The organism is Chitinophagales bacterium, assembly GCA_020636535.1.
Classification (GTDB): Bacteria; Bacteroidota; Bacteroidia; order Chitinophagales; family JADIYW01; genus JADJSS01.
The window spans coordinates 1532906-1559276 of the sequence record JACJXT010000011.1; the positions used below are offsets into that span (position 1 = coordinate 1532906).

General features: G+C 28.9%; 26 protein-coding genes. 15 read left to right on the forward strand and 11 right to left on the reverse strand.

What is annotated here, in order from left to right; genetic code table 11:
• Nucleotides 1–47: 47 nt before the first annotated feature.
• The 7 genes from H6553_07175 to H6553_07205 form a co-directional block, all read right to left on the reverse strand.
• Nucleotides 48–455 carry a hypothetical protein gene (locus tag H6553_07175; GenBank protein ID MCB9033601.1) on the reverse strand — a complete coding sequence of 136 codons (408 nt, stop codon included), beginning with the start codon at nt 453–455 and terminating at the stop codon, nt 48–50.
• Nucleotides 456–475: 20 nt separating this feature from the next.
• A complete protein-coding gene (locus H6553_07180) occupies nt 476–829 on the reverse strand; it encodes a DUF5615 family PIN-like protein (protein ID MCB9033602.1) in 354 nt (117 codons plus the stop codon).
• 2 nt (nt 830–831) lie between these two features.
• Nucleotides 832–1065: a DUF433 domain-containing protein gene (locus tag H6553_07185; GenBank protein ID MCB9033603.1), complete on the reverse strand. Its 234-nt coding sequence runs from the start codon at nt 1063–1065 to the stop codon at nt 832–834.
• A 58-nt stretch (nt 1066–1123) separates the two neighbouring features.
• Nucleotides 1124–2503, reverse strand: a complete 1380-nt coding sequence (locus H6553_07190; GenBank protein ID MCB9033604.1) for a GMC family oxidoreductase — start codon at nt 2501–2503, stop codon at nt 1124–1126.
• Nucleotides 2504–4078, reverse strand: a complete 1575-nt coding sequence (locus H6553_07195; protein ID MCB9033605.1) for an aldehyde dehydrogenase family protein — start codon at nt 4076–4078, stop codon at nt 2504–2506.
• A gap of 131 nt (nt 4079–4209) precedes the next feature.
• Nucleotides 4210–5403, reverse strand: coding sequence for an amino acid deaminase/aldolase (locus H6553_07200; GenBank protein MCB9033606.1), 1194 nt, complete (start codon nt 5401–5403; stop codon nt 4210–4212).
• Between the two features lie 100 nt (nt 5404–5503).
• Entirely contained in the window at nt 5504–7108 is a 1605-nt protein-coding gene (locus H6553_07205; GenBank protein ID MCB9033607.1) for a S41 family peptidase, read from the reverse strand.
• 107 nt (nt 7109–7215) lie between these two features.
• On the opposite strand from H6553_07205, the gene H6553_07210 reads away from it, so the two are divergent.
• From H6553_07210 to H6553_07225, 4 genes are read left to right on the forward strand one after another with little or no spacing between them, the layout of a single operon-like run.
• Nucleotides 7216–7794, forward strand: coding sequence for a hypothetical protein (locus tag H6553_07210; protein ID MCB9033608.1), 579 nt, complete (start codon nt 7216–7218; stop codon nt 7792–7794).
• 40 nt (nt 7795–7834) lie between these two features.
• Nucleotides 7835–8491 carry a fructose-6-phosphate aldolase gene (gene fsa, locus H6553_07215; GenBank protein MCB9033609.1) on the forward strand — a complete coding sequence of 219 codons (657 nt, stop codon included), beginning with the start codon at nt 7835–7837 and terminating at the stop codon, nt 8489–8491.
• Between the two features lie 30 nt (nt 8492–8521).
• Nucleotides 8522–8929, forward strand: coding sequence for a ribonuclease (locus tag H6553_07220; GenBank protein ID MCB9033610.1), 408 nt, complete (start codon nt 8522–8524; stop codon nt 8927–8929).
• 6 nt (nt 8930–8935) lie between these two features.
• A complete protein-coding gene (locus tag H6553_07225; protein ID MCB9033611.1) occupies nt 8936–9283 on the forward strand; it encodes a barstar family protein in 348 nt (115 codons plus the stop codon).
• A gap of 35 nt (nt 9284–9318) precedes the next feature.
• On the opposite strand, the gene H6553_07230 is transcribed toward H6553_07225, so the two are convergent.
• Nucleotides 9319–10236, reverse strand: coding sequence for an amidinotransferase (locus H6553_07230; protein MCB9033612.1), 918 nt, complete (start codon nt 10234–10236; stop codon nt 9319–9321).
• Between the two features lie 56 nt (nt 10237–10292).
• On the opposite strand from H6553_07230, the gene rraA reads away from it, so the two are divergent.
• The 3 genes from rraA to aroB all read left to right on the forward strand — a co-directional run bounded on the left by rraA (nt 10293) and on the right by aroB (nt 12971).
• On the forward strand, nt 10293–10775 hold the full coding sequence (rraA, locus tag H6553_07235; GenBank protein MCB9033613.1) for a ribonuclease E activity regulator RraA: 483 nt from the start codon (nt 10293–10295) through the stop codon (nt 10773–10775).
• Nucleotides 10776–10925: 150 nt separating this feature from the next.
• Nucleotides 10926–11744, forward strand: coding sequence for a pyrroline-5-carboxylate reductase (gene proC, locus H6553_07240; GenBank protein ID MCB9033614.1), 819 nt, complete (start codon nt 10926–10928; stop codon nt 11742–11744).
• 174 nt (nt 11745–11918) lie between these two features.
• Entirely contained in the window at nt 11919–12971 is a 1053-nt protein-coding gene (gene aroB / locus H6553_07245; protein ID MCB9033615.1) for a 3-dehydroquinate synthase, read from the forward strand.
• A gap of 17 nt (nt 12972–12988) precedes the next feature.
• Here the strand turns inward: aroB and H6553_07250 are convergent, their stop codons facing one another.
• Both H6553_07250 and prmC read right to left on the reverse strand, forming a co-directional pair.
• Nucleotides 12989–15022: a M13 family metallopeptidase gene (locus tag H6553_07250; GenBank protein ID MCB9033616.1), complete on the reverse strand. Its 2034-nt coding sequence runs from the start codon at nt 15020–15022 to the stop codon at nt 12989–12991.
• 31 nt (nt 15023–15053) lie between these two features.
• The gene (gene prmC / locus H6553_07255; protein MCB9033617.1) at nt 15054–15860 is read right to left on the reverse strand and encodes a peptide chain release factor N(5)-glutamine methyltransferase; all 807 of its coding nucleotides are present in this window, start codon (nt 15858–15860) and stop codon (nt 15054–15056) included.
• A 57-nt stretch (nt 15861–15917) separates the two neighbouring features.
• Between prmC and ribD the strand changes: the two genes are divergently transcribed.
• The 6 genes from ribD to H6553_07285 all read left to right on the forward strand — a co-directional run bounded on the left by ribD (nt 15918) and on the right by H6553_07285 (nt 22857).
• Nucleotides 15918–16943 carry a bifunctional diaminohydroxyphosphoribosylaminopyrimidine deaminase/5-amino-6-(5-phosphoribosylamino)uracil reductase RibD gene (ribD, locus tag H6553_07260; GenBank protein ID MCB9033618.1) on the forward strand — a complete coding sequence of 342 codons (1026 nt, stop codon included), beginning with the start codon at nt 15918–15920 and terminating at the stop codon, nt 16941–16943.
• A gap of 53 nt (nt 16944–16996) precedes the next feature.
• Complete coding sequence (locus tag H6553_07265; protein MCB9033619.1) at nt 16997–17803, forward strand: DMT family transporter; 807 nt, start codon at nt 16997–16999, stop codon at nt 17801–17803.
• On the forward strand, nt 17800–18387 hold the full coding sequence (locus tag H6553_07270; GenBank protein MCB9033620.1) for a YigZ family protein: 588 nt from the start codon (nt 17800–17802) through the stop codon (nt 18385–18387). Before H6553_07265 ends, H6553_07270 begins: the two co-directional genes overlap by 4 nt.
• 174 nt (nt 18388–18561) lie before the next feature.
• Nucleotides 18562–20862 (forward strand): ATP-binding protein, encoded by a 2301-nt coding sequence (locus H6553_07275; protein ID MCB9033621.1) that lies wholly within the window; start codon nt 18562–18564, stop codon nt 20860–20862.
• A complete protein-coding gene (locus tag H6553_07280; GenBank protein ID MCB9033622.1) occupies nt 20855–21556 on the forward strand; it encodes a hypothetical protein in 702 nt (233 codons plus the stop codon). The genes H6553_07275 and H6553_07280 overlap by 8 nt, the downstream gene beginning before the upstream one ends.
• Nucleotides 21557–21561: 5 nt before the next feature.
• Entirely contained in the window at nt 21562–22857 is a 1296-nt protein-coding gene (locus tag H6553_07285) for a cation:proton antiporter (protein ID MCB9033623.1), read from the forward strand.
• Nucleotide 22858: 1 nt separating this feature from the next.
• On the opposite strand, the gene H6553_07290 is transcribed toward H6553_07285, so the two are convergent.
• A complete protein-coding gene (locus tag H6553_07290) occupies nt 22859–24685 on the reverse strand; it encodes an ABC transporter ATP-binding protein (GenBank protein MCB9033624.1) in 1827 nt (608 codons plus the stop codon).
• Nucleotides 24686–24731: 46 nt separating this feature from the next.
• On the opposite strand from H6553_07290, the gene rbfA reads away from it, so the two are divergent.
• A complete protein-coding gene (rbfA, locus tag H6553_07295; protein MCB9033625.1) occupies nt 24732–25127 on the forward strand; it encodes a 30S ribosome-binding factor RbfA in 396 nt (131 codons plus the stop codon).
• Nucleotides 25124–26368 (forward strand): ABC transporter permease, encoded by a 1245-nt coding sequence (locus tag H6553_07300; protein ID MCB9033626.1) that lies wholly within the window; start codon nt 25124–25126, stop codon nt 26366–26368. The genes rbfA and H6553_07300 overlap by 4 nt, the downstream gene beginning before the upstream one ends.
• Nucleotides 26369–26371 lie beyond the last annotated feature (3 nt).

Below are 26371 nucleotides of genomic sequence, written 5' to 3' on the forward strand. Positions count from 1 at the left end.
CTATTTCTTTAGTTACTTTTAAAAGCAGATTATGAGATGGTGCAAGCTTAATCCAAAACTCTATTCAATTTAAAGTCAATTACATCTAGTGGATTTTTGACTGTGCCTTGTGTTGGTTTTGCTAATTCAGAATAATAAGTAGAGAAAACTAAACCACGCAATCCCATATTTAATTGTCGAAGTGTAGCCATAATTACGCCATCACTTGAATTGGTCATGGCATTAGTACATAAACCAACTATCCATTTGATAACAAACATTGGCATCAATGAAAATATGCTTAGTACCATACCTAAGTCGTTGATATCACTTTCAGGTGCATATTGTACTAAGTTGTCTAGCTGATTGGTAGCCGCTACAGTTTCGTATTTAGGAAATTCGCCATTAGCAGGACACAATACATTGCCTACTTTTACTAAACCTTTTACTGCTCTATTACTTAAATGATTTGCCATAATTTATTATTTTATTTTTATTAATTATGAACTATAATATCTATATTATTAAGTTCAATAAAATTAGCGTGTTTAAATTCTTCTAATATCTTACTTATATTTTTCTCGAAAATATCAAACAATACTTTATTGCTTATATTTCCTGTTGTTACTAATAATAATTTCTTGGGACTTTTTTTTATATAATATGAATCCAGAAAATCACTATCCTTGGTAACTACTATTCTATCTTCTGTATCTGCAATTTGTCTAATGAAAGTATCTGTAGTTCTTTCTTTATTTGGCAAATCATCAGTATGTATTGCATCTATATTATATGTTTTTAAAATATTAATTAGTTTATATGGCAGATGTGCATCCAACAACAGTTTCATTATTACGCTACTACTTTATGTATAGATTTAATTCTTGTTAAGTTAGATGCAAAAATCAAGCATGCCTTAATATCATCAATATCTAATGCAGGATAATCATCAATAATCTCATCAAAACTCATTCCTGATGATAATAAGTCTAATATTAGCTCTACTGTATAACGCGTATTTCTTATACTTGGTTTACCGTGTACAATTTCATTATTTACTGTTATTCTTTCCATTAAGTTTTCCATCTTGATAATTTTTATTCTACTAATTTATCATCTAAATTTATCATTGTCAATCTTAAAATTATTTTATCAACTCTTGAGCTAATTTGTGCGATAATGCTTTTATAGTTAAAGAAGGATTGATACCTGGTGCATTTGGATAAATACTAGAATCTGCTATGTACAAAGTTTTTTCTCCGTGTACTTTAAACTCAGGATCTACTACCGATTTACTAGCATCTGTTCCCATAACACAACCACCCATTAAATGCAATCCAAAATACAAAGGCGATTCATACACTTCTTTTGCACCTGCTGCTATTAATATATTTTTTATAGCATTCAATCCTTTATCTTTTCTTGTTTTATCTTGATTGGTTAATGGTTTATCTACGATGAGTTTGCCTTTGTTATCTACTTTAATTGTACCTGCATTTTCATCTCTAATTGCTACTTCAATACATTGCATGTATCTATAGTCTTTCATATATTTTTGATGATTTGCACCTATGGTATTAAACAACATAGCAATAGAAATTGGAGGACCAAATACATTTTCTAACTTAAAACCTTCTTTTCTAAAATTAGGATCTTTAGATGCTACAGATTGAAAATATCCTTTGTGAGCATCTACAGGTTCGTTTTGAAAACCGAACCACATAAACTGTGGATGCGATGAAAAGTTTTTGCCTAAAGCTGGTAATTTTTTATCAAAACCAGATTGATACATCATTTTGGTACTACCAAAAGCTCCACCACATAAAATTACTTTCTTAGCTTCAAAACTAATTGGATTGCCATTTTTTAGTCCGTGAATTTTACAAGTATCGTTGTTTGGTTCTACTTTATTAATTTCTGTTTCAGTAATAATATCCAATCCTTCTTTTTCTGCTTTCTGAACAAAAGCCACTAAAGAACTTTGCTTAGAATCTCTATGACAACCACCTAAACACGCAATACAATCGTTGCCTTTTTCAAAACCACAATCATCTTGACCTTTTCTTAGATTATGCCATTTATAACCTAGCTTATCACAAGCATTAATAAATAATTTAGCATTCTGGTTTCTTTCGTTTTCTGCAAAAGTGTGCAGTTTCATATCGGTTTCTATCTGCTGATAGTGTTTATCCATTGTAGCATTAGAAAACCAATCAACACCAGATTCGTCTTTCCAATCGTTAAAAGCCAAATCATCAAACCTATCCATTAAACATTGATATACGATAGAAGAACCACCAACTAAACGAGTTCTTAAAAAACCCATTCTGCCATCTTTAGAAAATTCTATTCCACCACCCCAATATAAATAAGCAGAAGTTTCAGCTTCAGTTCTAGGAAAGGTGTCTTTTCTATAAAATTTTCCAGCTTCAATTAACAATACTTTAGCACCAGATTGATTGAGATAATAAGCCAAAGCTCCACCACCAGAACCAGAACCAACTACAATAAAATCGTATATCATTTATTTTAATTTTTCTTTTTTACCAATTGTATCAATCAATAAACCATTTTTAGCAAACTTGAGCCATTTTTTTCTTTTGCTAAAATAGCTATCCATTAAATTTTTCAATAAGGAAGCTTTGCTTTCTGTATATGGATACCAATGTGGATCAATCATATCATTCATTTTATCTAAAATAACCGATTTATGATTGCAGAATGTTAAAATACCTTCATCGCCTTTGTAGCGACCAATACCACTATCTTTTACGCCACCAAATGGTAAATACGGATTGGCTTCGTTTATCATGTGGTTGTTTACACAAACATTACCACATTGAATAGCTCTTGCTACCCTATCGCCTTTTTCCATATCTTTTGTCCATACCGAAGCACCAAGTCCATAAGGAGAATTATTTGCTAACTCAATCGCTTCTGCTTCTGTTTTAAACTTGATGATAGCAATAGTAGGACCAAAAGTTTCTTCAGCTACAATTTTCATATCGTTGGTACAATTATCTAAAATGGTAGGTGGAATATGATGTGACCCTTTTTCTTGAATACCACCACACAATAAATTAGCACCTTTAGCTATAGCATCTTCAATATGATCTTCAATAATTTTTACTTGAAAAGGAGCTGTTATAGCACCAACATCACAATCGGTTGGCGATTTGGTATCTCTTGCTGGATTAGAATACCTTAATTTTTTAGTTTTATCAACCAATTCAGCTACAAATTTATCATAAATACCTTCTTGTACATATAATCTTTCTATACCCGTACAATTTTGTCCAGCATTAGTAAAAGCACCCCACATTACGCCATTTACAGTTCTATCAATATTAATATCATCAAAAACAATAGAAGGATCTTTTCCACCTAATTCTAAATCTACGGCAATTAATTTTTCAGCACAAGCAGCCATAATTTTTTTACCTGTATTTACAGAACCTGTAAAATGTACTTTGTCTGGTCTTTGTTCTATTAACTGTCTACCTGTATCTTTTCCACCAATAACTACTTGAATGGCATCTTGCATAAAACCACTGTGTTTAAAGAAGTGTTCCCACAAAGGTTTTAATGGCGTAACTTCAGATGGTTTTACGATAACTGCATTGCCTGCAATAAATCCTAATAAAGCTGGAACAATAACTTGATAAAAAGGAAAGTTCCAAGGTGTAATCACTAAGATAGTTCCTAGTGGTTCAAAATATTGTCGAGCTTTTTTTCCCATTAGAAAAATAGGAATTGGTACTTTTTTATCTTTTAATAATTTGGGTGCTAGTTTTTTATACACATCAATTACATCGCAGACTTCAAAAACTTCGGCAGCAAAAGCATCGGTTCTAGATTTGCCAGTTTCTGCAATAATGCTATCTAAAATTAGGTCTTGATATTCCATTACATAAGCTCTGATTTTATCGACTTCTTTAATTCTTTCATCGACAGACATTTTGCTTATTTTTTGTTGAACTGCTTTTGCTTTATTAAAGACATTTTGAATTTCGCTACTGCTTGGATTATCAATTTCGTAGAGTAAATTGCCATTAATTGGGTTGATAATGCCAACAGCATTGCTATTTATAACACTCATGTTTCAAATTTTTTACAATATACCAATAAATGGTGATATGCAAATAGTATTGAGAAAAAAATTATGCTACTAAAATGAAATAAAGTGGAAAAATAAAAAAGTATTTTAACTACTCTCTACTATACATTATTTTATAAAAAACACTTTCCTTCACCACGATAAGTTGGAACTTTGTTGATGATTTGTCCGTCTTTAATTAAATGTAGTTCATTAAATCGCTCGCAAAGTTCTCCAGCTTTGGCATGACGAAATAGAATGGTATCACCAATATTTAGTTTTTCGTTGCCTTTATAAATACATGGTGTTTGCACTTCGCCAGTTTCTTCATTATCAGTTAGTTGAATGCCTAAAGGCAAATAAGGAATTGGTCTTTTATCGGCACCAACTGGACCTGAAGCCACATAGCCACCACCTAAACAAGTATAATGATTTGGTGCTGGTTTTCTTACAATTTGTACCGCATAACCCGCAGCAGGCAAGTGCTTGAAATTTGAATAATAATCGAATAGAGCAGGAGTGTAGAAGCCAGAGCCAACAGTAACTTCTGTAACCCAAGGTTCTTGTATGCTAGATTCTATACTTCCTGTACCTCCAGCATTTACAATTTCTAAATTGTGGTTTTTACTTTTGATATAATTGACTACATCGCCTCTTCGTTTTGCAATTTCTTTGATAGATTTTTTCTTAAGCAATTTTATAACAGGATTTTTAATTCCATTGTGTGGTGAATTATCGCCAAGTCCAGCAATTTGAGCTTCGTAACCCATTAATCCGTTTAGCGAGATATTTTGAAACTTATCAAATGCATCTATCACTTGAATAGCTTTATCTACGGTATTTAAAGGAGAACGCATTACGCCAAAGTGTAAACCAGGAAAATCAGAAGACATATCTAAATCAATACACAAAGGTTGAATGGTATTTTCTGCTTTAGCAATTTGATTCACCAACTCTAAATGAACTATACTATCTACCATTAAGATGATTTTTTTGCCTTGTTTTGTTAGTTGACAGATAGTCTGGATTTCATCTTTGTTTACGGAAGGATATCCAAGCAATAAATTATCAAAACCTTGTTGACTTAACCAAATAGCTTCTTGTGTAGTAAAACACATAATGCCATTATAAATAGCATTTGATTCTAAAATATGTTTTAATATATGAGTGCATCTTAAAGATTTACTAGCAATTCTAATGTTGGTTTTATTTGCTCTCGTGGCGATATCATTAATGTTTTGGTTAAGCATATTCATATCGACATAAGCTAAAGGCAAATGCAAATCTTTAAATAATTGATTGTAGTATTGATATGTTGGTTGGTTCATAGTATAAAAATAAAAAATCCTCACCAAAAGTAGTGAGGATTTGTAATTATAAAATTGAAATGGTTTAGAATTGTAATAGATATTTATTTTTAGTATTACATTAAAGACTATTAAGTGCTTTAATTCCTGCTTGTATGTCTTTGTCTGTTTTTGATAGAACAATATAATATACATCATCATTAAATAAATATCTACCTAAAACAGCTTTTATGCGAATAGCTATAAAAGATTTTGATGTGTTCTTAAATAAGAGTTTATTTTTATTCATTCCATTTTTTATACAGTAGTCTACAAAGCTATTGTATAGCTCATCAGAAATAGTAAATTTGTTAATGTATTCTGTAGCCGTTTTATAAGTATTTAGCAGTGTTTTTTTATTACTAATACTATAGTTATTTGCAAATTCATTTAGGTAATTATTACTGTAAATTGCACTTATAAACGGATTGTAGTAACTGGTATCTAATGCAACAAAAATATCTGGTGTAATACCACCACCACCATAAACAGTTCGTCCTTTAATTTTTGTTTTGTATTCTAAATTTTTATTTTCTTTAATGCTGTCTTTGTTAAATAATTCACCATTAGGAGAGTAGCGTTGATAAACTTCGCTATAGTAATCTATATTGTTGTGGTTATAAGGTTTTTGAATACTTCTGCCAGAAGGTGTATAATATTTGGCAATAGTTAATCTTAAAGCAGAACCATCTTTAAAAGGAATTTCTTCTTGTACCAGTCCTTTTCCAAAAGAACGGCGTCCAATAATAGTAGCTCTGTCCCAATCTTGCAATGCACCACTTACAATTTCACTAGCAGAAGCTGAATTTTCATCAATCAAAACTACCAATGGTTGTTCTTCAAAGTTGCCAATCTTTCCTGCAAATTCTTCCATTTTTGGAATTGATTTTCCTTGCGAGTACACAATTAATTTCTTGCCATCTAAAAATTCGTCTGCAATTTTAGTCGCTTGATCCATATATCCACCACCATTTCCTCGTAAGTCTAAAATGAGTTTTTTCATGCCTTTAGCTTCAAGTGCATCTAATTTTTGAGCAAATTCGGTATAGGTACTAGCAGCAAACCTACTTATTTTAATATAACCAATATCTTTAGTAAGCATTATTCCTGCATCTACAGAGTAAATAGGAATTTTATCTCTAGTAATAGTATAGGTAATTTGTTTGCCACTATTTTTTAGCATGGTTACTTTTACTTTAGTGTTTTTAGGTCCTTTTAATTTTTTTAAAACCATTTCGTTAGTAACACCAATACCTGCAAAAACAGAATCGTCTACTTTTAAAATTTTATCTCCAGCACTTATACCTAATTTTTCAGACGGACCACCAGCAATTGCATTCACTACATTAACGGTATCTTTCAAAATCATAAATTCAATACCAATACCATCAAAATTACCTTCCATAATTTCTGCCTCTTGCTGACTTTCTACTGGTGGTAAATACACAGAGTGCGGATCTAAATTTTCTAATACAGAAGTGATAACACCATCATAAATAGAATCGATATTTACATCGTCTACATATTTGGCATTAATTAGTTGTAGTATATAATCTAATTTAGAATTGCCACTATTAAAAAGTACAGTATCTGCTTGTTTATTGTTAAGACCTTGTATCTTATAACCCAATAAAATACCTGCTGCTAAAATACCTGCAAATACTAAAGGATAAAATGCTTTATTCATGGCCTCAAAGATACAGAATGCTAAATTTTAAATCTGTTAACATTTTTTTAAAATAATTTGCTTTTTTCATTTCTTAATGCTAAATTTACATTAGTAAAAACCCTAATATGTATAAATTTTTAAATTTAGTATTGTATGCTTTACTATGTATAAGTGTACAACAAGTCAAGGCAATTGAGTTGCAGGACTTTCTTTTCTATCGGTTATTAGATGCAGATCAACTTAATGTTGCTTTAGAAGAAAAAGGTTGGTATATGTATGATTTTGCTGAATGGCGGAAAGATATGGTAGAATATAATTTTAGAATTTCTGGTGAACCTGAAGCGTGTAATGTTGAGTTTATTGATTTTATTTATAGACCAAATCATTATAAGAAAAACAGAATTTCGTTTCAGCTAAAAGATACTTGTAAGTATAATGATTACATTCAAGCTATATTAACAAATGGTTTCTCTTTTGTTAGAGATAAAGTTTATGACAGATACAATCATATTTTAGTTTATTCTGATGGAGAAACTACCATTGAAATTATACAATCGCAAAGTACTTATTTATACGATGCTAACAAATATTATAATTTTGCAATTTATAATACTTTAGAATACGAAATTGTTTTTGCAAAAGAGCATCAAGATGAAAATCAACAACAAAATGTTTCTGTTGATGAAGGAATAGGTATTAAATAGCTTATTTTCAATATATTTGTGTCTATAAGTAAAAATAAATATGGAATTTTTTGTAGACACAGCGAATTTAAGTCAGATTAAAGAAGCAAACGATTTAGGAATCTTAGATGGAGTTACTACAAATCCGTCTTTAATGGCAAAAGAAGGAATAACTGGTAGCGATAAAGTAAAACAACACTACATAGACATTTGCAATATTGTAGATGGTGATGTAAGTGCAGAAGTTATTGCTACAGACTTTGATGGTATTATTAAAGAAGGAGAGGAGTTGGTAGCACTTCACAAAAATATTGTAGTAAAAGTACCAATGATTAAAGATGGTATTAAAGCAATAAAATACTTTTCAGACAAAGGTATTAAAACAAATTGTACGCTAGTTTTTTCTCCAGGACAAGCCATTTTAGCTGCAAAAGCTGGAGCAACTTATGTAAGTCCGTTTATTGGCAGATTAGATGATATTAATTATGATGGATTAGATTTTATTGCACAAATAAGACTAATATATGATAATTATATGTATGATACTAAAATACTAGCAGCTTCTATAAGAACGCCATTACACATTATTAAGTGTGCAGAAATTGGAGCAGATGTAGTTACATGTCCGTTAAACTCAATTAATGGTTTATTTCATCATCCATTAACCGATAAAGGTTTGGCTCAGTTTTTGGCAGACCATGCTAAAGCAAATCAATAAAAAATATTAGCTATTAAAAAAAGTGCTTTAATCATATTAGGTTTTGTATTCGGATTTCTCATCTTTAAGTTGACTAGTCCAAAAGTAGATAAAAATAATAACTCAGTTGTTGTAGAAGATAATACGAATACAAGTGATAATCAATCATCTTCTATTGAATATAATGCAGATGTTCCAGATTATGTGATAACAACACTACAGTATGTAGAAGCCAATCATAAAGCACCAGATGGATATGTTGGTGGAAGAGTTTTTAATAACTATGAAAAGCTGTTGCCACAACGACATGCAGATGGAAGTAAAACGGCTTATCAAGAATGGGATGTTCATAAAAAAGTAAATGGACAAAACAGAGGTGCTGAACGATTGGTTACAGAATCAGAAGGCAGTGCTTATTATACTAAAGATCATTATAAATCTTTTATTCAAATAAAATAAATGACTATGCATATTTTTTCAGATTACTTGATTGTAGAAGACACTTATTTGGCATTTGTAGATGGAACAAAATCTACTACTAGAGATAAATTTTTTCAGCAAATTGCTGCTGCTATGCAATTTCCAGATTACTTTTCACATAACTTAGATTCTTTAGATGAGATTATGTCAGATTTATCTTGGATAGAACAAGAAAAAATAAATATTTTGATATTTGGATATGACCAATTGTTGATTAACGATAATTCTGCATTAGAAGCAGTGCATAATATTTTTGCACATGTAATAGCCAATTCAGATTCTTTTGAAAAAGACATTACTATTTACACACAATCTGTAGAAGATGAAGCGTAAAAATTGAGTATATATATACTATGCAGTGAAAATAATTAATAAAACAGTTCGCAACACATACATCGTACACTTCCACCACCAATAGTTTCTATTATTTCAATATCAAAATCTAGTAGTTGAGTATATTGTTTGATTTTTTCTACTTGCGAAATAGTCAGTGCATTTCTAGCTTGAGATGACATCAATAAAATATAATCACCATTAATATTAATTACTTGTAACATATTGCCTACAAAATGATATACTTGCTCTAGTGAAATATCAATAATCTCATAATTAGTTTTTTCTAATGATTGAATGACCAATGCTCGTTCTTTTTTATCAGTAATACTTTCTAAACAAACAATAGCGAAATTATTACCAAGTGCAAACATTACATTAGTATGATATATTAATTGTTGATGAACATCATAACTATGAAAATAGATTGGTGTATAATTTAATTGTTGACAGTGTTCTATAAATAAATCTTTATCTGTTCTAGGAGAAAGAGCTGCGTATGCAATTTTGTTTTTTCTATCGAAGATAATACTGCCAGTACTTTCCAAAAACTGCTTTCTTTTTTCGTAATCACTAATATCAAAGACTTCATTATAATTAAATTTCTCTCGAAGTAAATCAATGATATCTTGTCTGCGTTCTACACTTCTATTTTTACTATACATAGGATATAGAAAAATAGTTCGATTGCTATGTGTACTAATCCAATTATTAGGAAAAATGGCATCAGGTTTTATAGGTGTTATTGTATCATTAATTATGGTAATCGATATATTATTTTTTAATAATAATGAAGTCATTCTATCAAACTCAATAAGTGCTTCTTCTTGTATATTATTATTATTATTATTTGAAATATTATTTTGAAAATAATTATTTTGTGCAGTTTCTATATTATAACTAAAGTTCGCAGGTCTAATCATCATTAAATGATTGGTAAATCGTTCGTCCATAAATTAAAATTAGACATTAAAACAGAAATTTATATTTTTATGTTCAAATAATTGTCATGAGTTTTTCAACAGCAGATTTATACGACCAACATTTAGACCATGTAAAGGTTGCTTTACCAATGTTTCAATCGTACGGAAATAAAACACAGTTCAGCGGACAAATAGTTACAATAAAATGTCATGAAGACAATACGCTAGTAGGAGATACCTTGCGAAATGAAAATGGCAAAGGCAAAGTGCTAGTAGTAGATGGTGGTGGTTCTTTGCGTTGTGCTTTGGTTGGCGATTTAATAGCTGCTGCTGCTATAAAAAATGAGTGGGAAGGCATCATAGTATATGGTTGTATTAGAGATAGTGTAGCTATAAATGCTATGGAAATTGGAATTAGAGCATTAAATACCAATCCGCAGAAAACCGTAAAACGAAAAACTGGTTTGCTAAATGAAGTCATTAATTTTGCTAATGTTGATTTCGTACCTAATCAATATATTTATGTAGATGAAGATGGAATATTACTTAGTACAACTGCTTTGTTGTAGTGAAGTAATGGTATTCTTGATTATTCTTGATAATAAAAATAAATTATTTTAGTCTTACTATAAAAAAACAATAGATGATTAAAAAATGAATTTTTAAATCCAGTTAAAATTTATGCTTCATTTAATATTCTTTTTTTATTTTTACACCTTATGAATGTACTTATAGTAGGTGGTGGAAATATGGGAAAATCGTTTGCTGAAAGTTTTTTAAATGCAAAGATTTTACACTACAAGCAACTCACAATTATAGAAAAAGACCAAAATCAAATTTTTGATTTGAATAGATTGAAACTAGGACAAGTCTCTAATGATTTTGGTGATTTTATTGAAGAAAAAGACTTAATCATCTTAGCAATTAAACCACAAGATGCTTATTCTATTTATCCTCAGTTAAAAGAATATATAAAACCTAAGCATATTATTTTATCTATAATGGCTGGTGTATCTATATCCGAAATCAAACAAGAATTAGGTACAGACAGAATCATTCGTTGTATGCCAAACTTAGCTTGTCAAATTGGTTTAGGTGCAACTGGTTTTATGGTTGATGATAGTATTCCACCAAAAGAAATAGAATTTATCAGAAAACTATTAGAAACAACTGGAGTTTCTATTCAAATTTATGATGAAGACAGAATGAATAGCGTTACTGCAATTTCTGGAAGTGGACCTGCTTATGTTTTCTATTTTATGGATGCGATGATACAAAAAGCAATTGACTTAGGTTTTTCTTATACAGAAGCATCTAAACTAGTAGAACAAACATTTTTAGGTGCTGTGGAATTGTATAAAGTACACAACCTATCTTGTAAAGAATGGATTTCTAGAGTATCATCTAAAGGCGGAACTACAGAAGCTGCTTTTAAAATATTCAACGATACCAACCTTTATGATAATATTCAAAATGGAGTAGAAGCAGCTTATAAAAAGTCAAATGAATTAAGCAAAGCCAAAGCTGCTACAAAATAAGCAATTGTACTAGAACACAGCTTGCTAGTTATTAAAGCTAGATTTGTCTATTGAACAATGAGAAGAGATGCAGTCTTAATTTTTTGTACTTTTGCATCAAGACAAAAGTAGTTGCTAAATAAGTTGAGTAGAATTGTCTATAATAAATTTCTAATGTGTAATTTGCAATTATAAATGAAAACAATAACACTACAAGATTATACCATAGTATTTGACCAAAGTACTAACAGCTTAAGTAATTTCTTAAATGAAAATAAATACAGTCAGTATATTGTTTTAGTTGATGATATTACCAACCAATACTGCTTACCATTATTAAAACAAGTTATAAAAAATCCAATTATAATTGAAATACCAAGTGGTGAAGCATATAAAAACTTAGATACTTGTCAGAGTATTTGGCATCAATTAATACATCATCAAATAGATAGAAATGCATTGTTTATTAATCTTGGTGGTGGTGTTATTGGCGATATGGGCGGATTTGCTGCATCGTGCTACAAAAGAGGTATTGATTTTATACAAATTCCTACTACTATTTTATCACAAGTCGATTCATCTATTGGTGGTAAATTAGGTGTCGATTTTCAGTACGGAAAAAATTTAATTGGACTATTCAAAAATCCGAAACTAGTCTATATCAATATACAATTTTTAAAATCATTACCTAAAAAACAGCTCATTAATGGTTTTGCAGAAGTGTTTAAACATGCTTTAATTTACGATGCATCAGAGTGGAATAAATTAAAAGAATTAGATATTTTAAATGATGATATAGAAGAAACACTATACAAATCGTTATTGGTAAAAAGAGCTATTGTTACCGAAGATCCATTTGAAAAAACAGTAAGAAAAACATTGAATTTCGGACATACTATTGGTCATGCAATAGAAGCATGTTCTGTAGATGAAGACGATAATCCATTGCTACATGGCGAAGCAATTGCAATAGGTATGTTGTGCGAAGCATATATTGCCAATCAGTATTTTAATTTAAAAGAAAAAGACTTATTAGAAATACAGCAAGTCTTGTTAAAATATTATCCAAAAGTAAATATTTCGAAGTATAAGATTAATGATATTATGGATTATATGAAAATGGATAAAAAAAATACAGCTACCGAAATAAAAGCTGCTTTAATTTCAGAAATAGGTACATGTAACTACAACGATACTATCAATCAACAAATGATAGAAAAAAGCTTAGCATGGTATAAAAGTTTATAGTAGTTATCTACTCTACATTACCAAATTTTAACTCTTAAATTTTCTGGTCGGTACATTTTATTATTTGGTTGTACATTAAATGCTTCGTAAAATTCTGGCACATTTGAAAAAGGACCGTTTACTCTAAACTTAGCAGGAGAGTGGACATCAGTATACACTCTATTCGCTAAATCTTCATCTTTAATATGTCCCATCCAACCGTAAGCATAACCTAAAAAATATCTTTGCAATGGTGTATAACCTGCTATTTCTTTACCTTCTTTATATTGTTTTGTTTTCTTAAAAGCATCTAAACCAATTACAATACCACCTAAATCTGCAATATTTTCGCCAAGTGTTGCTTCGCCATTTAAATGAATATTATCTAATACCGTATAATTATTAAATTGTTCAACAGCTACCTTTGCTTTCTGATTGAATAAATTAGCATCATTTTCTGTCCACCATTCGGTTAAATTACCATCAGCATCAAATTGTCTGCCTTCATCATCAAATCCATGTGTAATTTCATGACCAATCGTAGATGCAGCAATATAACCATAGATGACTGCATCGTCAATTTCATCATCTTTATATCCAGGAAACTTAAAAATTGCAGCAGGCAAAACAATTTCATTATTAGAAGAACTATAATATGCATTATATGTTTGTGGTGTCATTTCCCATTTGGTTTTATCTACTGGTTTGTTTAAGTCACTTAAATTATCATTTGTCCAAAATATATTTGAATTAATAATGTTTTCTACTAGTGAGTGTTTGGTAATTTTTAATTCAGAGAAGTTTTTCCATTTATCTGGATAACCTACTTTTTTGTTGACTTTACTAAGCTTATACAATGCTTTTTGTTTAGTAGAGTCGGACATCCAATCTAGATTTTTGATTCTATTGGCAAAAGCATCAAAAACTTTGTCGCACAAGTCTTCGTATTTTTGTTTTAACTCTGGAGAAAAATTATCTCTTACATACAGTTGACCTAATATTTCGCCCATTACACTTTCTTCCCAATCAATAGCTTGTTTCCATCGTGGCAATTGTTCTTGTTTTCCTCTAATTACAGTACTGTAAAATCTAAAATCTTCATTTTTAACAGATTTATTCAAATAAGGTGCATAGGTACTTAATAAATTAAAATATAAATATTCTTTCCAAGTATTTAAATCTGTTTTAGTGATTTGATTATTAAGTGCTTTGAAAAATTGAGGTTGTTCTACTATAATCGTATCTGGATTAATATTGAGTTGTTTAAATATATTTGTCCAATTTATGTTTGGTGTTAGTTGATTTAATTCATCAACAGTCATAGGATTATAATTGGCATAAGGATCTCGCAACTCTTCTAATTTTTTAGAATTGCTAGCTAATATTTTTTCCAACTGATAAATTTTTAGACTACTAGCTTTAGTGTCTTTAATCATAGTATCATTACTAAGCATTGTAGGCAAATGTTTAGTTTTAAAATCACTTACAATGTCTAGCGTTCTTTTATCTGTATTGAAATAATAATCTCTATTAGGCAAACTTAAACCACCTTGCCAAATATATAAAATATTTTTATTGCTGTTCATCATATCAGCATAAACACCAAGATTAAAAGCAACACCAACACCAATATTTTGTAAATCGATAATGGTATTGATTAAATCAGTAGTATTTTTAATATTTTTAATTTTATTAATTTCTTTTTGTAATGGTTGTAACTTTATTTTTTCAATAGCATTGGTGTCCATTGCAGAAATATAGAAATCGCCAATTTTCTGCTCATTACTACCAGCAGTATGTTTGTTTTTGGCTGCGTCTTCACTAATTGTTTTTAGTTGTTCTTGTACTTCGTCTTCTACTAAATTCCAAATAGACCAACTAGAATACGCTGCTGGAATTGGATTTTCTGCTATCCATTTTCCGTTGGCAAAAGCAAAAAAATCGTCTGCTGGATTAACGGTAGTATCTATGTGTGCTGCAACTACATCTGGTTGTTGAACCACTTGTTTTTTTTGTTTACATGAAATAGTAAATAAAATAATAGGTAATAATATAAAGTATTTTGTCTTCATAAACCGATTTTGTTCAAATATAGTAGTTTTATTATTTAATTGCTTTTATAATTCTTGGTTTGTTGGCTAAATCATTAATAATTTCAGCTTTTTTAAAGTTTTGATGCTTAAATACTTGAATGGTATTGTTTGCATGAAACTCATTAATTTCTACATACACTATTCCATTTTCGTTGAGATGATGTTGTGCAAATTGAGCAATGGCTTCGTAAAAAATGAGTGGATTATCATCATCTACAAACAAAGCTAGTTTTGGTTCATGCATAATTGTAGAAGCACTCATTACAGTCTTTTCTTTATTTGGAATATAAGGTGGATTAGATATAATTATATCATATTTATTATAATTATTTTTGATGTTTAAAATATCATCATGTATAAAATCAATATTGGTTTCAAGGTGACTAGCGTTTTTTTCTGCAATAGTCAATGCTGCTGTACTAATATCAATAGCATCAACAGTCCAATTGAGTCGATGTTTTTTTAATGTAATAGGAATACAACCACTTCCAGTTCCAATGTCTATAATGTGTTTAGCATCATCATTATTTTCTTTTAATATAAGATGTACTAATTCTTCAGTTTCTGCTCTAGGAATTAAAACACTTTCATCAACATAAAATTTAAGTCCGTAAAAATCTGCACGATTAAAAATATACTGCATTGGATAATGATTACACACTTTTTGAATAATATAACTTAAATCTTCAATCTGGTCATCATTTAAAATAATTTGTTTAATTAAATTATAATTTTGTTGAAAATAATCTTCTATAATATATTTAAATAACTGTTCTGATTCTCGTTCACTAAATTCTTCAGCTAGAATATTTATCATCAATTTTTGGAAAGAATACAGTTGCAAAGCTTATTTTTGCAGAAAGTTACAAATTAATTGGAGAATTTAACACAACATATCTTATATATGCAACGATGTTTGACTTTAGCAAAAATCAATCAGAGTTTTGCTACACCAAATCCATCGGTTGGTGCTGTGTTGGTTTATAATTATCAAATAATTGGCGAAGGATTTACTAGTGCTTTTGGCGGAAATCATGCAGAAGTAAATTGTATTAATAGTGTTAGTGAAGCCAATAAACATCTAATTAAAAATGCTACGCTGTATGTGAGTTTAGAACCTTGCTCGCATCATGGAAAAACGCCACCATGTGTAGATTTGATAGTCGCTCATCAAATTCCAAAAGTGGTTATTGCTACGAGAGATACACATAGTTTGGTGAACGGAAAAGGCATTGCTCACTTACAAAAAAATGGTGTTGAAGTGATTGAAGGTATCTTAGAAAATGAAGCGAAACAACAAATGCAACATTTCTTTTATGCTCATCAACATAAAATGCCTTTTGTAGCTTTAAAATGGGCAGAAAGTAAAGATGGTTTTATTGCTAAACACAATGAACGCACTAAAATTACTAATGATGCTACTAAGTTTTGGACACATCAATTGCGAACAAAATTTCAAGGAATATTAATAGGAAACAATACCTTAAATATTGATAATCCAAAGCTAACAGTACGATTTGCTTATGGAAAATCACCATTGCGATTATTGATGACTAATGATATTGAATTAAATAAAAATAAATACTTTTTTAGTGATGATAATTATCGAGTAATTACAGAAAATGACTTAGACGAAAATATTTATTCAATAAAAGTAAATAATATATATGATATTTATGAAGTATTAAAAAGACTATATCAACATGATATTATTAGTGTTTTGATAGAAGGCGGAAGTGCTATTTTAAATGCATTTATTAAAGCAGATGCTTGGAATGAGATATATGTACTTCAAAATGAAAAACAATTAAACAATGGAATTGCAGCACCAAAAATAAATTTACAAAACGCTGTTGTAAGTAATATTAATCAAGATAAATTATATAAAATTACTAAATGATATATTTAATTTTAAGTATAATCTGTACTACATTGTTAGTACTTATTATGAGAATGTATAAACAATTCAATATTACAGCAAATTATGGTATAGTGTGGAACTACTTAGTTTGTGTATTAATTGGTTTATTATTTTTAGAAACACCAATGCAATCTATACAAGCTATGATACATTGGCAATACGCTTTAGTGCCATTTTTATTAGGTTGTTGCTTTTATATAATATTTAGTATGGTTGGTATTTCATCGCAAACACTTGGCGTAGTTACCACAGGAATTGCCTTTAAACTATCTTTTGTAATTCCAGTAATATTTGCTATTTTTTTATATAATGATGCTGTAACTATAATAAAGTTCATTGGTATATTGATGGCAATAATTGCTGTATTATTAATTTCATTCAACAAAGAAAAATCAACAGCAACACCTACTAAATTTGTATTGCTGTTGCCATTAATTATTTTTATTGGTGGTGGATTATGTGATGCAGTTTATAACTATATTCAGAATAAATTATTTATAGATGGTTGGGAACACATTACTAATACTACTGTCTTTTTTGGTGCATTTGCATTAAGTTTTGCAGCTAATTTTTATAAGAAAGATTTATATCAACTAAAAAATATTATTGCAGGAATTATATTAGGAATACCAAACTATGGTTCACTATTTTTTCTATTAAAAGCATTAGAGCAATCTAAAATGCAAGCAAGTGTAATATTTCCAATTAACAATATAAGTGTAGTAATGCTTACAACTATAAGCGGATTTATTCTATTTAAAGAACAATTAAACAAACAAAAAATTATTGGCATTGCATTAGCAATTCTGTCGATTGTTTTAATTGGATTTCTGTCATGAAATATCGTACAGTAGAAAATATTGAAGGTGTTATATACAAAGAGAAAGCAAGTAAATTTATTGGTTATGCTTATTTTGTTGACAATGAATTAGCTATAAAAGAATATATTAATTATGTAAAACAGATGCATAAAAAAGCGTCGCATCATTGTTTTGCATATCGATTAGGTTTTGATGATAACAATTTTAGAGCTTTTGATGATGGAGAACCAAGTGGCACTGCAGGAAAACCAATACTTCAACAAATAGATAGCTATAATGTAAAAAATGTGTTGCTCATTGTTGTTCGATATTTTGGAGGAACAAAATTAGGTACTTCTGGATTAATTAGTGCTTATAAAGCAAGTGCTAATGAAACACTTATGGCAACCAATATTATAGAAGTGTATCACTACGAACAGATAATTTTTCAGTGCAATTATGAACAATTAAATAGTGTATATAATATTTTAGTATCTCCAATAGAAATAATAAATAGTAATATAGATAATATATCTAAATTTATAGTAAATATTCCTAGCGATTTATTATCTGATACCATTTTAAAACTGCAAGAAATTGGAGTAGAAATACTAGAAAGTTAAATTGTAAATTTATAACAAATAGATTTTGCTTCATTAATATATACCTAAACTTATTAATATATTGTTTCTTGAAGATAAGTACACTTATCTAATATAGACAATAAATAAAATTTACCATTGCTAATTTATGCTCTTTAAACTGTAATATTTAGAAAATTTGGCGTATTATTGAGTATGATAAATGCATGGAAAGATAAAATGCAATTGCTTATCAACGATTTTGATACTACTGATATTTCTATGGAAAATATCACAGAACACAGTATTGCAATCGTAGAATTCTGTATAAAATTAATTCAAGAAAATCCATTTCAATTATCATCCAATGCCATTACAGCTTTGCAATATGAAACGGCATTTAAATTTAAAAAATTAGCTATACTATTAAGAGATATTAATTTTAGAGTTTATAAAGATGCCATTTCAGCTATTGAAGATAAAACAATAAGTACTAATATTACTATCAATCAGTCAGATACTAAAATATTATTGCAAAATATAAATTCTGAAATAATAGATGAATTAACTGTATTACAAACTGATACTATTTCACAAAAAAAACTAGATGCTTGGCAACACGAAACCAATCCAAGTACAATCATAGTAGAACAACTACAAAAGTTAATCGAACACATCAAAATAATTATACAATCCTATAAAAATTTAGAAGTTGTTAATGCAGATATTGTTGAGTATAAAGCTAAATTAATTGATAGTACAGCAGTTTTAAACGACCAAGCTAACTTTGCAATTAATCAAACCGAATCGTTTTTGCAAACCATTAAACAAGAATTTACAGAGTGGACAGCCAAAGATTTGGAAGCGTTGGAAAAGCTCATCAATAAACACTACAAAGCGATAGAAGTGCATAAAACAAAGTATTCTTTTACAGAATTAGACATCAATACTTTAGAACAATGTGATATTGCAAGTGGTGTAGCAGAAGGAGAGTTGTTGGTTAAAACCATAGATTTTAAAGAAGAAATTAGTGCTTGGCTCGAAGCAGAAATTTATCCAGTTTTTTACGATTTAAAGAATTTAAGTGAGCAAATTCACGACCGATGTTTGTTGTCTTTAATCAATGTAAACAATAGAGTTAAAGAAATTGTGCAACAAATAAAACTCAAAGAAAATTTGCCATACAATATGGAAACTGTGTTGCAACCGATTAGCAATATTCCTAAAAATGCCAATAAAATTCTAGTAGATTTAGTTGCTAAAAATGAAGATTTAGCTAAAACAATTAATGAAACTTTTAAAACTACTAATATATTTAATAATAATGATTACTTTATTTATAGAGTGAATCTTAATAGAGAAGCCAATGGCAAAATTGTTAAATATAAATTTGGATTTTGGGAAAGAAACTATCAAAAGTTTAAAAGAAGCTTGCGAAAATATTTCTATAAAGATGATGATACCGTTTTAAATTTATTAGATACTTTCGATTTTATACAACACAATACCATTCAACAACAAGACATTGCTACTACATCGTTGTTTCTTAAAAAAGGATATATTGGCAAGTCATTTTTAGTAGAACGAAACGATGTTTATCAGCTTACAAAAGTGGCAATTAAAGAATGGAATGCTGGAAATAAAGGTGCTTTGTTGGTTTATGGTGATGCACTAACTGGAAAAAGTACAATACTAGAATCTATTAATTTAGCAATTCCAAAATTACCAGTGGTTTATTTAAAACCACACACTACGATACATTATAAAGGTAGAAATTTTGAAGTAGAATACAATTTAGAAGAAGCATTAAAGTTTATTAATAAATATATTTATCAAGATAAAGTAATTTTAGCTATTGATGATTTAGAATTGTGGAGAGATAAACAGAATAGCTTGTATGACAATATCAATACTTTTATTTATAATATCAATAAATATAATAAAAATATATTCTTTATAGTTTCAACTAATGGTTGGATGAAACATCATCTAGATACTTATTTTAGATTTAACGACTATTTTATAGCAGAGTATTGTACCAATTTTACTTCTAATGATGATATTTTAAAAGCCATTGTACTACGATATATTGCGTCTATTAAAGAAGACAATCAGTCAGCATCTTGGGACGATGAAAATCAAAAAATAGAAAAATATATACAATATATTATACAGCATACACATAATAATATTGGTGCTTGTTTAAAACATTTTTATTTGTCTACCAGACAAAAGTATGAACATATATTAAGTACACCAGATTCTTTTGTCGATTTAATTGAAAGAAATAGATATTTATTAAAATATATTTTAAAGTTGAAAAAGACAGACGAATTTGAAATGCTTAAAAATATAGGAGCGAAGTCGAGTAGGAGTGGACAATTGCAAATTCAAAACTTGTTGAATTGCAAAGTTTTAGTACGCAATAACTTTGGAGAAATTAATGTAAACAAAGCAATTATAGATTATGTTGAACATATTTTGCACGATTTTGATTTAAAATTTAACTATGATTAATCCAAGCGAAATAGGACTTACATGGACTGGTTTTTTACTTATTACCTTTGTAATCATAGTATTGATGTTCTTGTATCATAATAAATTATCGAGTAGTATTTTTGAAAAAACCAATAATAAACCACTACAATATTTAGTAAATAGATTAATATTAATTATTGGAATAATTATAATAATGGTATGTTTTGTAAGTGTACATATACTTTGGAATAGTATTTTCTTACTGATAGTTATTGCATTGTTTTACAGAGTTATAAAATCATTTGTGTTAGGAACTTGGTTAATTTATGAACTCAATTTAAAAGAAGGCATTCGTTTTAGTGTGCTCAATTATAATGGAGTGATAGACAAGATTTTAAACACAGGCATTGTGTTATCTAACATAGAAAAAAAGCATTTTATACACTATCATCAACTGTATCACTTTATAACATCAACAGTAAATGTGCAAGAACCAATACATTTAGAATTTGAAATTACATTAAACGAAACTTCAGATGTACACAAAATCATCAATACAGTAAAACAAATTCTATTCGATTTTCCATTCTTACTAAACAATAACAAACCAATTATAATACCTAAAGAAAACACAATCTACATTAGTATAGTATTGATTAATCATAAATATATACATACAATATATGAATTGTTAAAGTCAGATGAATATCAATTAAAACTTAAAGAAAACTAAGTACTATGTATTCAGAAATATTATCATCATACAACTTAATTATTATATGTTCAATTATAATAATTATATCATTTTTCTTCGGAGAAATTTCAAAAAGAACAGGTGTGCCTTCTGTATTATTATTAATAGTATTAGGTATCTTACTACAATTTGTACTAGATTTTTTCAATATCTATAATCTCGACTTTTTTCCAGTACTAGAAATGTTAGGCATCGTTGGATTAATCATGATAGTACTAGAAGCTGCACTAGAACTCAAACTAGATAGAGATAAAATAAAACCAATTACCAGTGCATTTTTAGTAGCATTGATTGGTTTACTTGGCTCTGCTTTTCTTACGGTAAAAGTACTCATGCATTTTATACCAACACTTACTACCATGCAAGCGTGGATGTATGCAACACCATTATCTATTTTATCAAGTGCTATTATTATACCAAGTGTAAGTAATTTAAGAGCAGACAAAAAAGAATTTCATATATATGAAAGTACATTTTCTGATATTATGGGAATCATGCTTTTCTACTTTATTACAGCACAGCTTAAAAGTAAATCACTAGCAATTGCACATCACAAACAATATAGTTTTTCTTCTGGAGTTGTTGAATATTCTATAAATATATTTATAACAATACTACTATCTATTATATTTAGTTATATTATAGTATTAGTATTTCAAAAGTTACAAAGTCAAGTAAAACTGTTTTTACTAATAGCACTGTTGATGTTATTATATGCCATTGGAAAACAAATGCATTTATCGTCGTTGCTAATTATTTTAAGTTTTGGTTTGGTAATTGCCAACACCGAATTATTTTTTAGAGGCAAACTAAAACGATTGATAGATGTAAATAAAGTACACAGTATTTATCACAGTTTACACGATATTACCATGGAAACTTCATTTGTGGTACGAACTTTCTTTTTTGTGATTTTTGGTATTACGCTAACATTTGCATCACTAGCAAACATAGATGTAGTAGTAATTAGTTTGATTTTACTAGCCATTATATATATAGTTCGATTTATTCTGCTACGAATTTTTATAGGAAAAGATATTATTCCACAACTATTTATTGCACCAAGAGGTTTAATTACCATCTTATTATTTTATGCAATTCCAAAAGAACATCAAGCCGATGATTTTGACAATGGCATACTATTATTTATCATTATAGGTACTAGTATAATTATGACGATTTCTATGATTTTTAATAAGAAACGAGCTAGTAAAGCAATCAACAAAGCCAACAGCGTAGAAATTAAAACCGACTCATGGAACGCACCAGGTTTGGATTAAACTATAACTGTTGTAAACTTACCAATCTAAAATATTCGCCTTGTAATTGCATTAGTGTTTGATGATTGCCTTGCTCTACCAAATTGCCTTCTTTTAGCACTATAATATTGTCGCATTGTTGTATCGTAGATAAACGATGAGCTATAACAATAGCTGTTTTGTTTTGCCAATACTTAGCTAATGCTTGTTGAATCATTTGTTCATTACTACTATCTAAATGAGCAGTAGCTTCATCTAAAATTAAAATAGGTGCATCGTGATAAACAGCTCTTGCTAATGCCAAGCGTTGTTGTTCGCCACCACTTAATTTAATACCATTATCGCCAATAAATGTAGCCAAACCATGTTCTGCATGATTGATGATAGTCGTTAAATTACACAATTCAATTACACGATTGAGTTGCTGTTCATTATATTCATTATTTAAAATAATATTGTTTTTAATCGTATCATTAAATAAAACAGCATGCTGTGTTACGAACGAAAATTGATTTCTTAAGTCATTTAAGTTAATCTTTTTAATATCTGTTCCATCAATAGCAATATTGCCTTGTTGTACATCATAAAATCGTAGTAACAATTGTACCAATGTCGATTTACCACTTCCAGACAAACCAACTATGGCTACTTTTTGATTTTTAGGAATGCTAAACGAAATATTATTTAATACATTTTTATTTTTATATTTAAATGAAATATTATTTATTAAAATAGATTCCTTTAATGCACTAATTGGTATCGCATCTGCATTATTGTTGATAGTAATTTTTTCTTGAAGAAAGGCATTTACTCTATCCATAGATGCTAAACCTTTTTGAATAAAGTAATAAGCATTTGAAAAAGCTTTCGCTGGTTGTATGATTTGAGAAAATATAACGATAAAGGCAATGAATGCTTCTGCAGACAAACTTGATGTCTCATTCAAAACCAATCTTCCTCCAACAAATAATACAATTACTACTACACCAATTCCTAAAAACTCAGACAATGGCGATGACAAATCTCTTTTTCTAAGCATCTTAGTACTAATATTGTGATGTGCTTCGTTAGTATCAAAAAACAGTTTTCTAAAAAAACTACTCGCATTATATGCTTTAATTACTTTAATACCATTTATAGTTTCGTTGGTAATTTGGTTAATCTGCGATTGTAAATCTAAAACTATATGCGAACTTTGTTTTAAACTCTTTCCAATTTTTCCAATTACATAACCAGACAATGGCAAAATGATTAGCACAAACAAAGTCAATTGTGGACTCATAATCAACATGGTAATTAGCGTAATTAAAATAGTAATTGGTTCTTTAAAAATGATTTCTAAAAAATGCAACACTCCATATTCAATCTCTTGAACATCGTTCGTCATTTTAGTCATTATTTTACCATGTTGTTCTTCTGCAAAATAAGCAATATCTAATAATAATAATTTATCATATATTTTTTGTCTAATGTTTGATGCAATACCAGTTCGCATTGGAGCTAAAAAATGCAATGCCAAGTATCTAAAAATATTTTTTAAGAAGAATACTAAAAGCGTAATACAACAAACCCAAAGTAATGCATGCACTTTTCCATTGGTATTTATCCATGTTTGTATTTGATAAGTTACTAAATCGCTTATGTACGATTTTGTATTCACTGCTTGCTCAAATATTGGTTTTTGAACGACTGCATTTGCATCAGATTGAAAAATTAATTGCAAAAATGGAATCAACATCAACAAAGAAAATACTGAAAATACAGCAGTTAGCAAGTTAAATACTATGTTTAGTACTGTATTGAGCCAATATGGCTTTACATAATTTAAGTATATCTTTAGCTGTTTCACTTGTTATCGACAAAGATATTATATACTTTTGTCTTTATTGCATAAGATGGAATCTATTAAACAAAAACAAGTTAGCAAAATAATACAAATGGCTTTGGCTGATATTTTTTTGCAAGAAGCTAAAGAAATTTTAGACGGAGCAATGGTAAGTATTAGCAGCGTACATATAACACCAGATTTATTTACAGCCAGAGTGTATATTGGTATCTTTAATCATAAAAAACCTGATGAAATTTTATATTTTATTGAAGCTAATAATAAAGCCATTAGAAAATTACTAGGTAATAAAATCAAAAGTAAAGTAAGAAGAATTCCAGAGTTGGTATTTTTTAAAGATGATTCTTTAGACGAAGTGTTTAAGTTGGAAGCATTGTTTAAAGACATTAAAGACAAAGACGACTCAATACAACAACTTAGAGATACCAACAATGATGAAGCATGATAAAAAGTCTGCCATTTAAAATTGCTTTTAGATATTTATTTTCTAAAAAATCTACCAATGCTATAAATATTATTGCTAGTATTAGTGCTGCTGCAATTGGCGTTGGTGTAATGGCTTTAATTTTGGTTTTGTCTGTGTTTAATGGCTTAGAAGACTTGGTAAAATCACTCTACACTGTCTTTTATCCAGAAATTGCTATTACGGCAAAACATAGTAAAACTATTTATTTAGATGATAATATCAACAATATTTTAAAAGACAATAAAGATATTGCTCAATTTTCATACACACTCGAAGAAAATGCTTTATTAGAGTACAACGAAAATCAACATATTGCTACAATAAAAGGTGTTGATAGAAATTATTTTAATGTAGTTAGTGGTTTTGATTCTTTTATGATTGAAGGCAACAAACGACTACAATTAGCAGATCAGAATTATATTTTATTAGGCGTTGGTGTAGCCAATATTTTAGGTATTAATACTGAAAGAGCAACACGACCTGTTGGAATTTATATAGGAAAAAAGAATACCAAAAGTTTGTCGAATGTAGAAAATGCTTTTAATAAAAGTTACATTAATGGTGGTGGTGTTTTTGCAATTTCCGACGAATTTGATAGCAAGTATACCATAGTACCTTTAGATTATCTACAACAAATTAGCGAAAACTACACTCAAGTTTCTAAGATAGAAATTAAGTTGAAAGACAAAAAAGACGAAGCTAGCGTACTACAATATCTGCATTCAAAATTAGGCGATGATTACGACATCAAAAATAGATACCAACAAAACGAAGTATTGTACAAAGTGTTACAATCTGAAAAATGGATGGTATTTGCCATTTTATCTGGAATAATAATTATAGCAGCATTTAACATCATAGGTGTTTTGTCGATGTTGGTTTTAGAAAAACGGAAAGATATGGCAGCACTAACAGCACTTGGTTTTCAAAAAAAATCGGTAGTACATTTATTTTTGTACGAAGGCATTTTATTAGCTGCAATAGGAACTATTATTGGAACTATTATTGCAATTATTTTGTTACTACTACAACAACATGTAGGTTTAATAAAAATGCCAGGCGAATCATTCATCTTAAAATACTATCCAGTAAAAATGAAAATTTTAGATTTTATAATGGTGTATGCTATTGTAATTATTATTTGTTTGATTGCATCGTGGTTGCCATCTACAAGAGCAGCTAATAGAATAGAAAAAGAATATTTAAATTATTTATCATAAAAT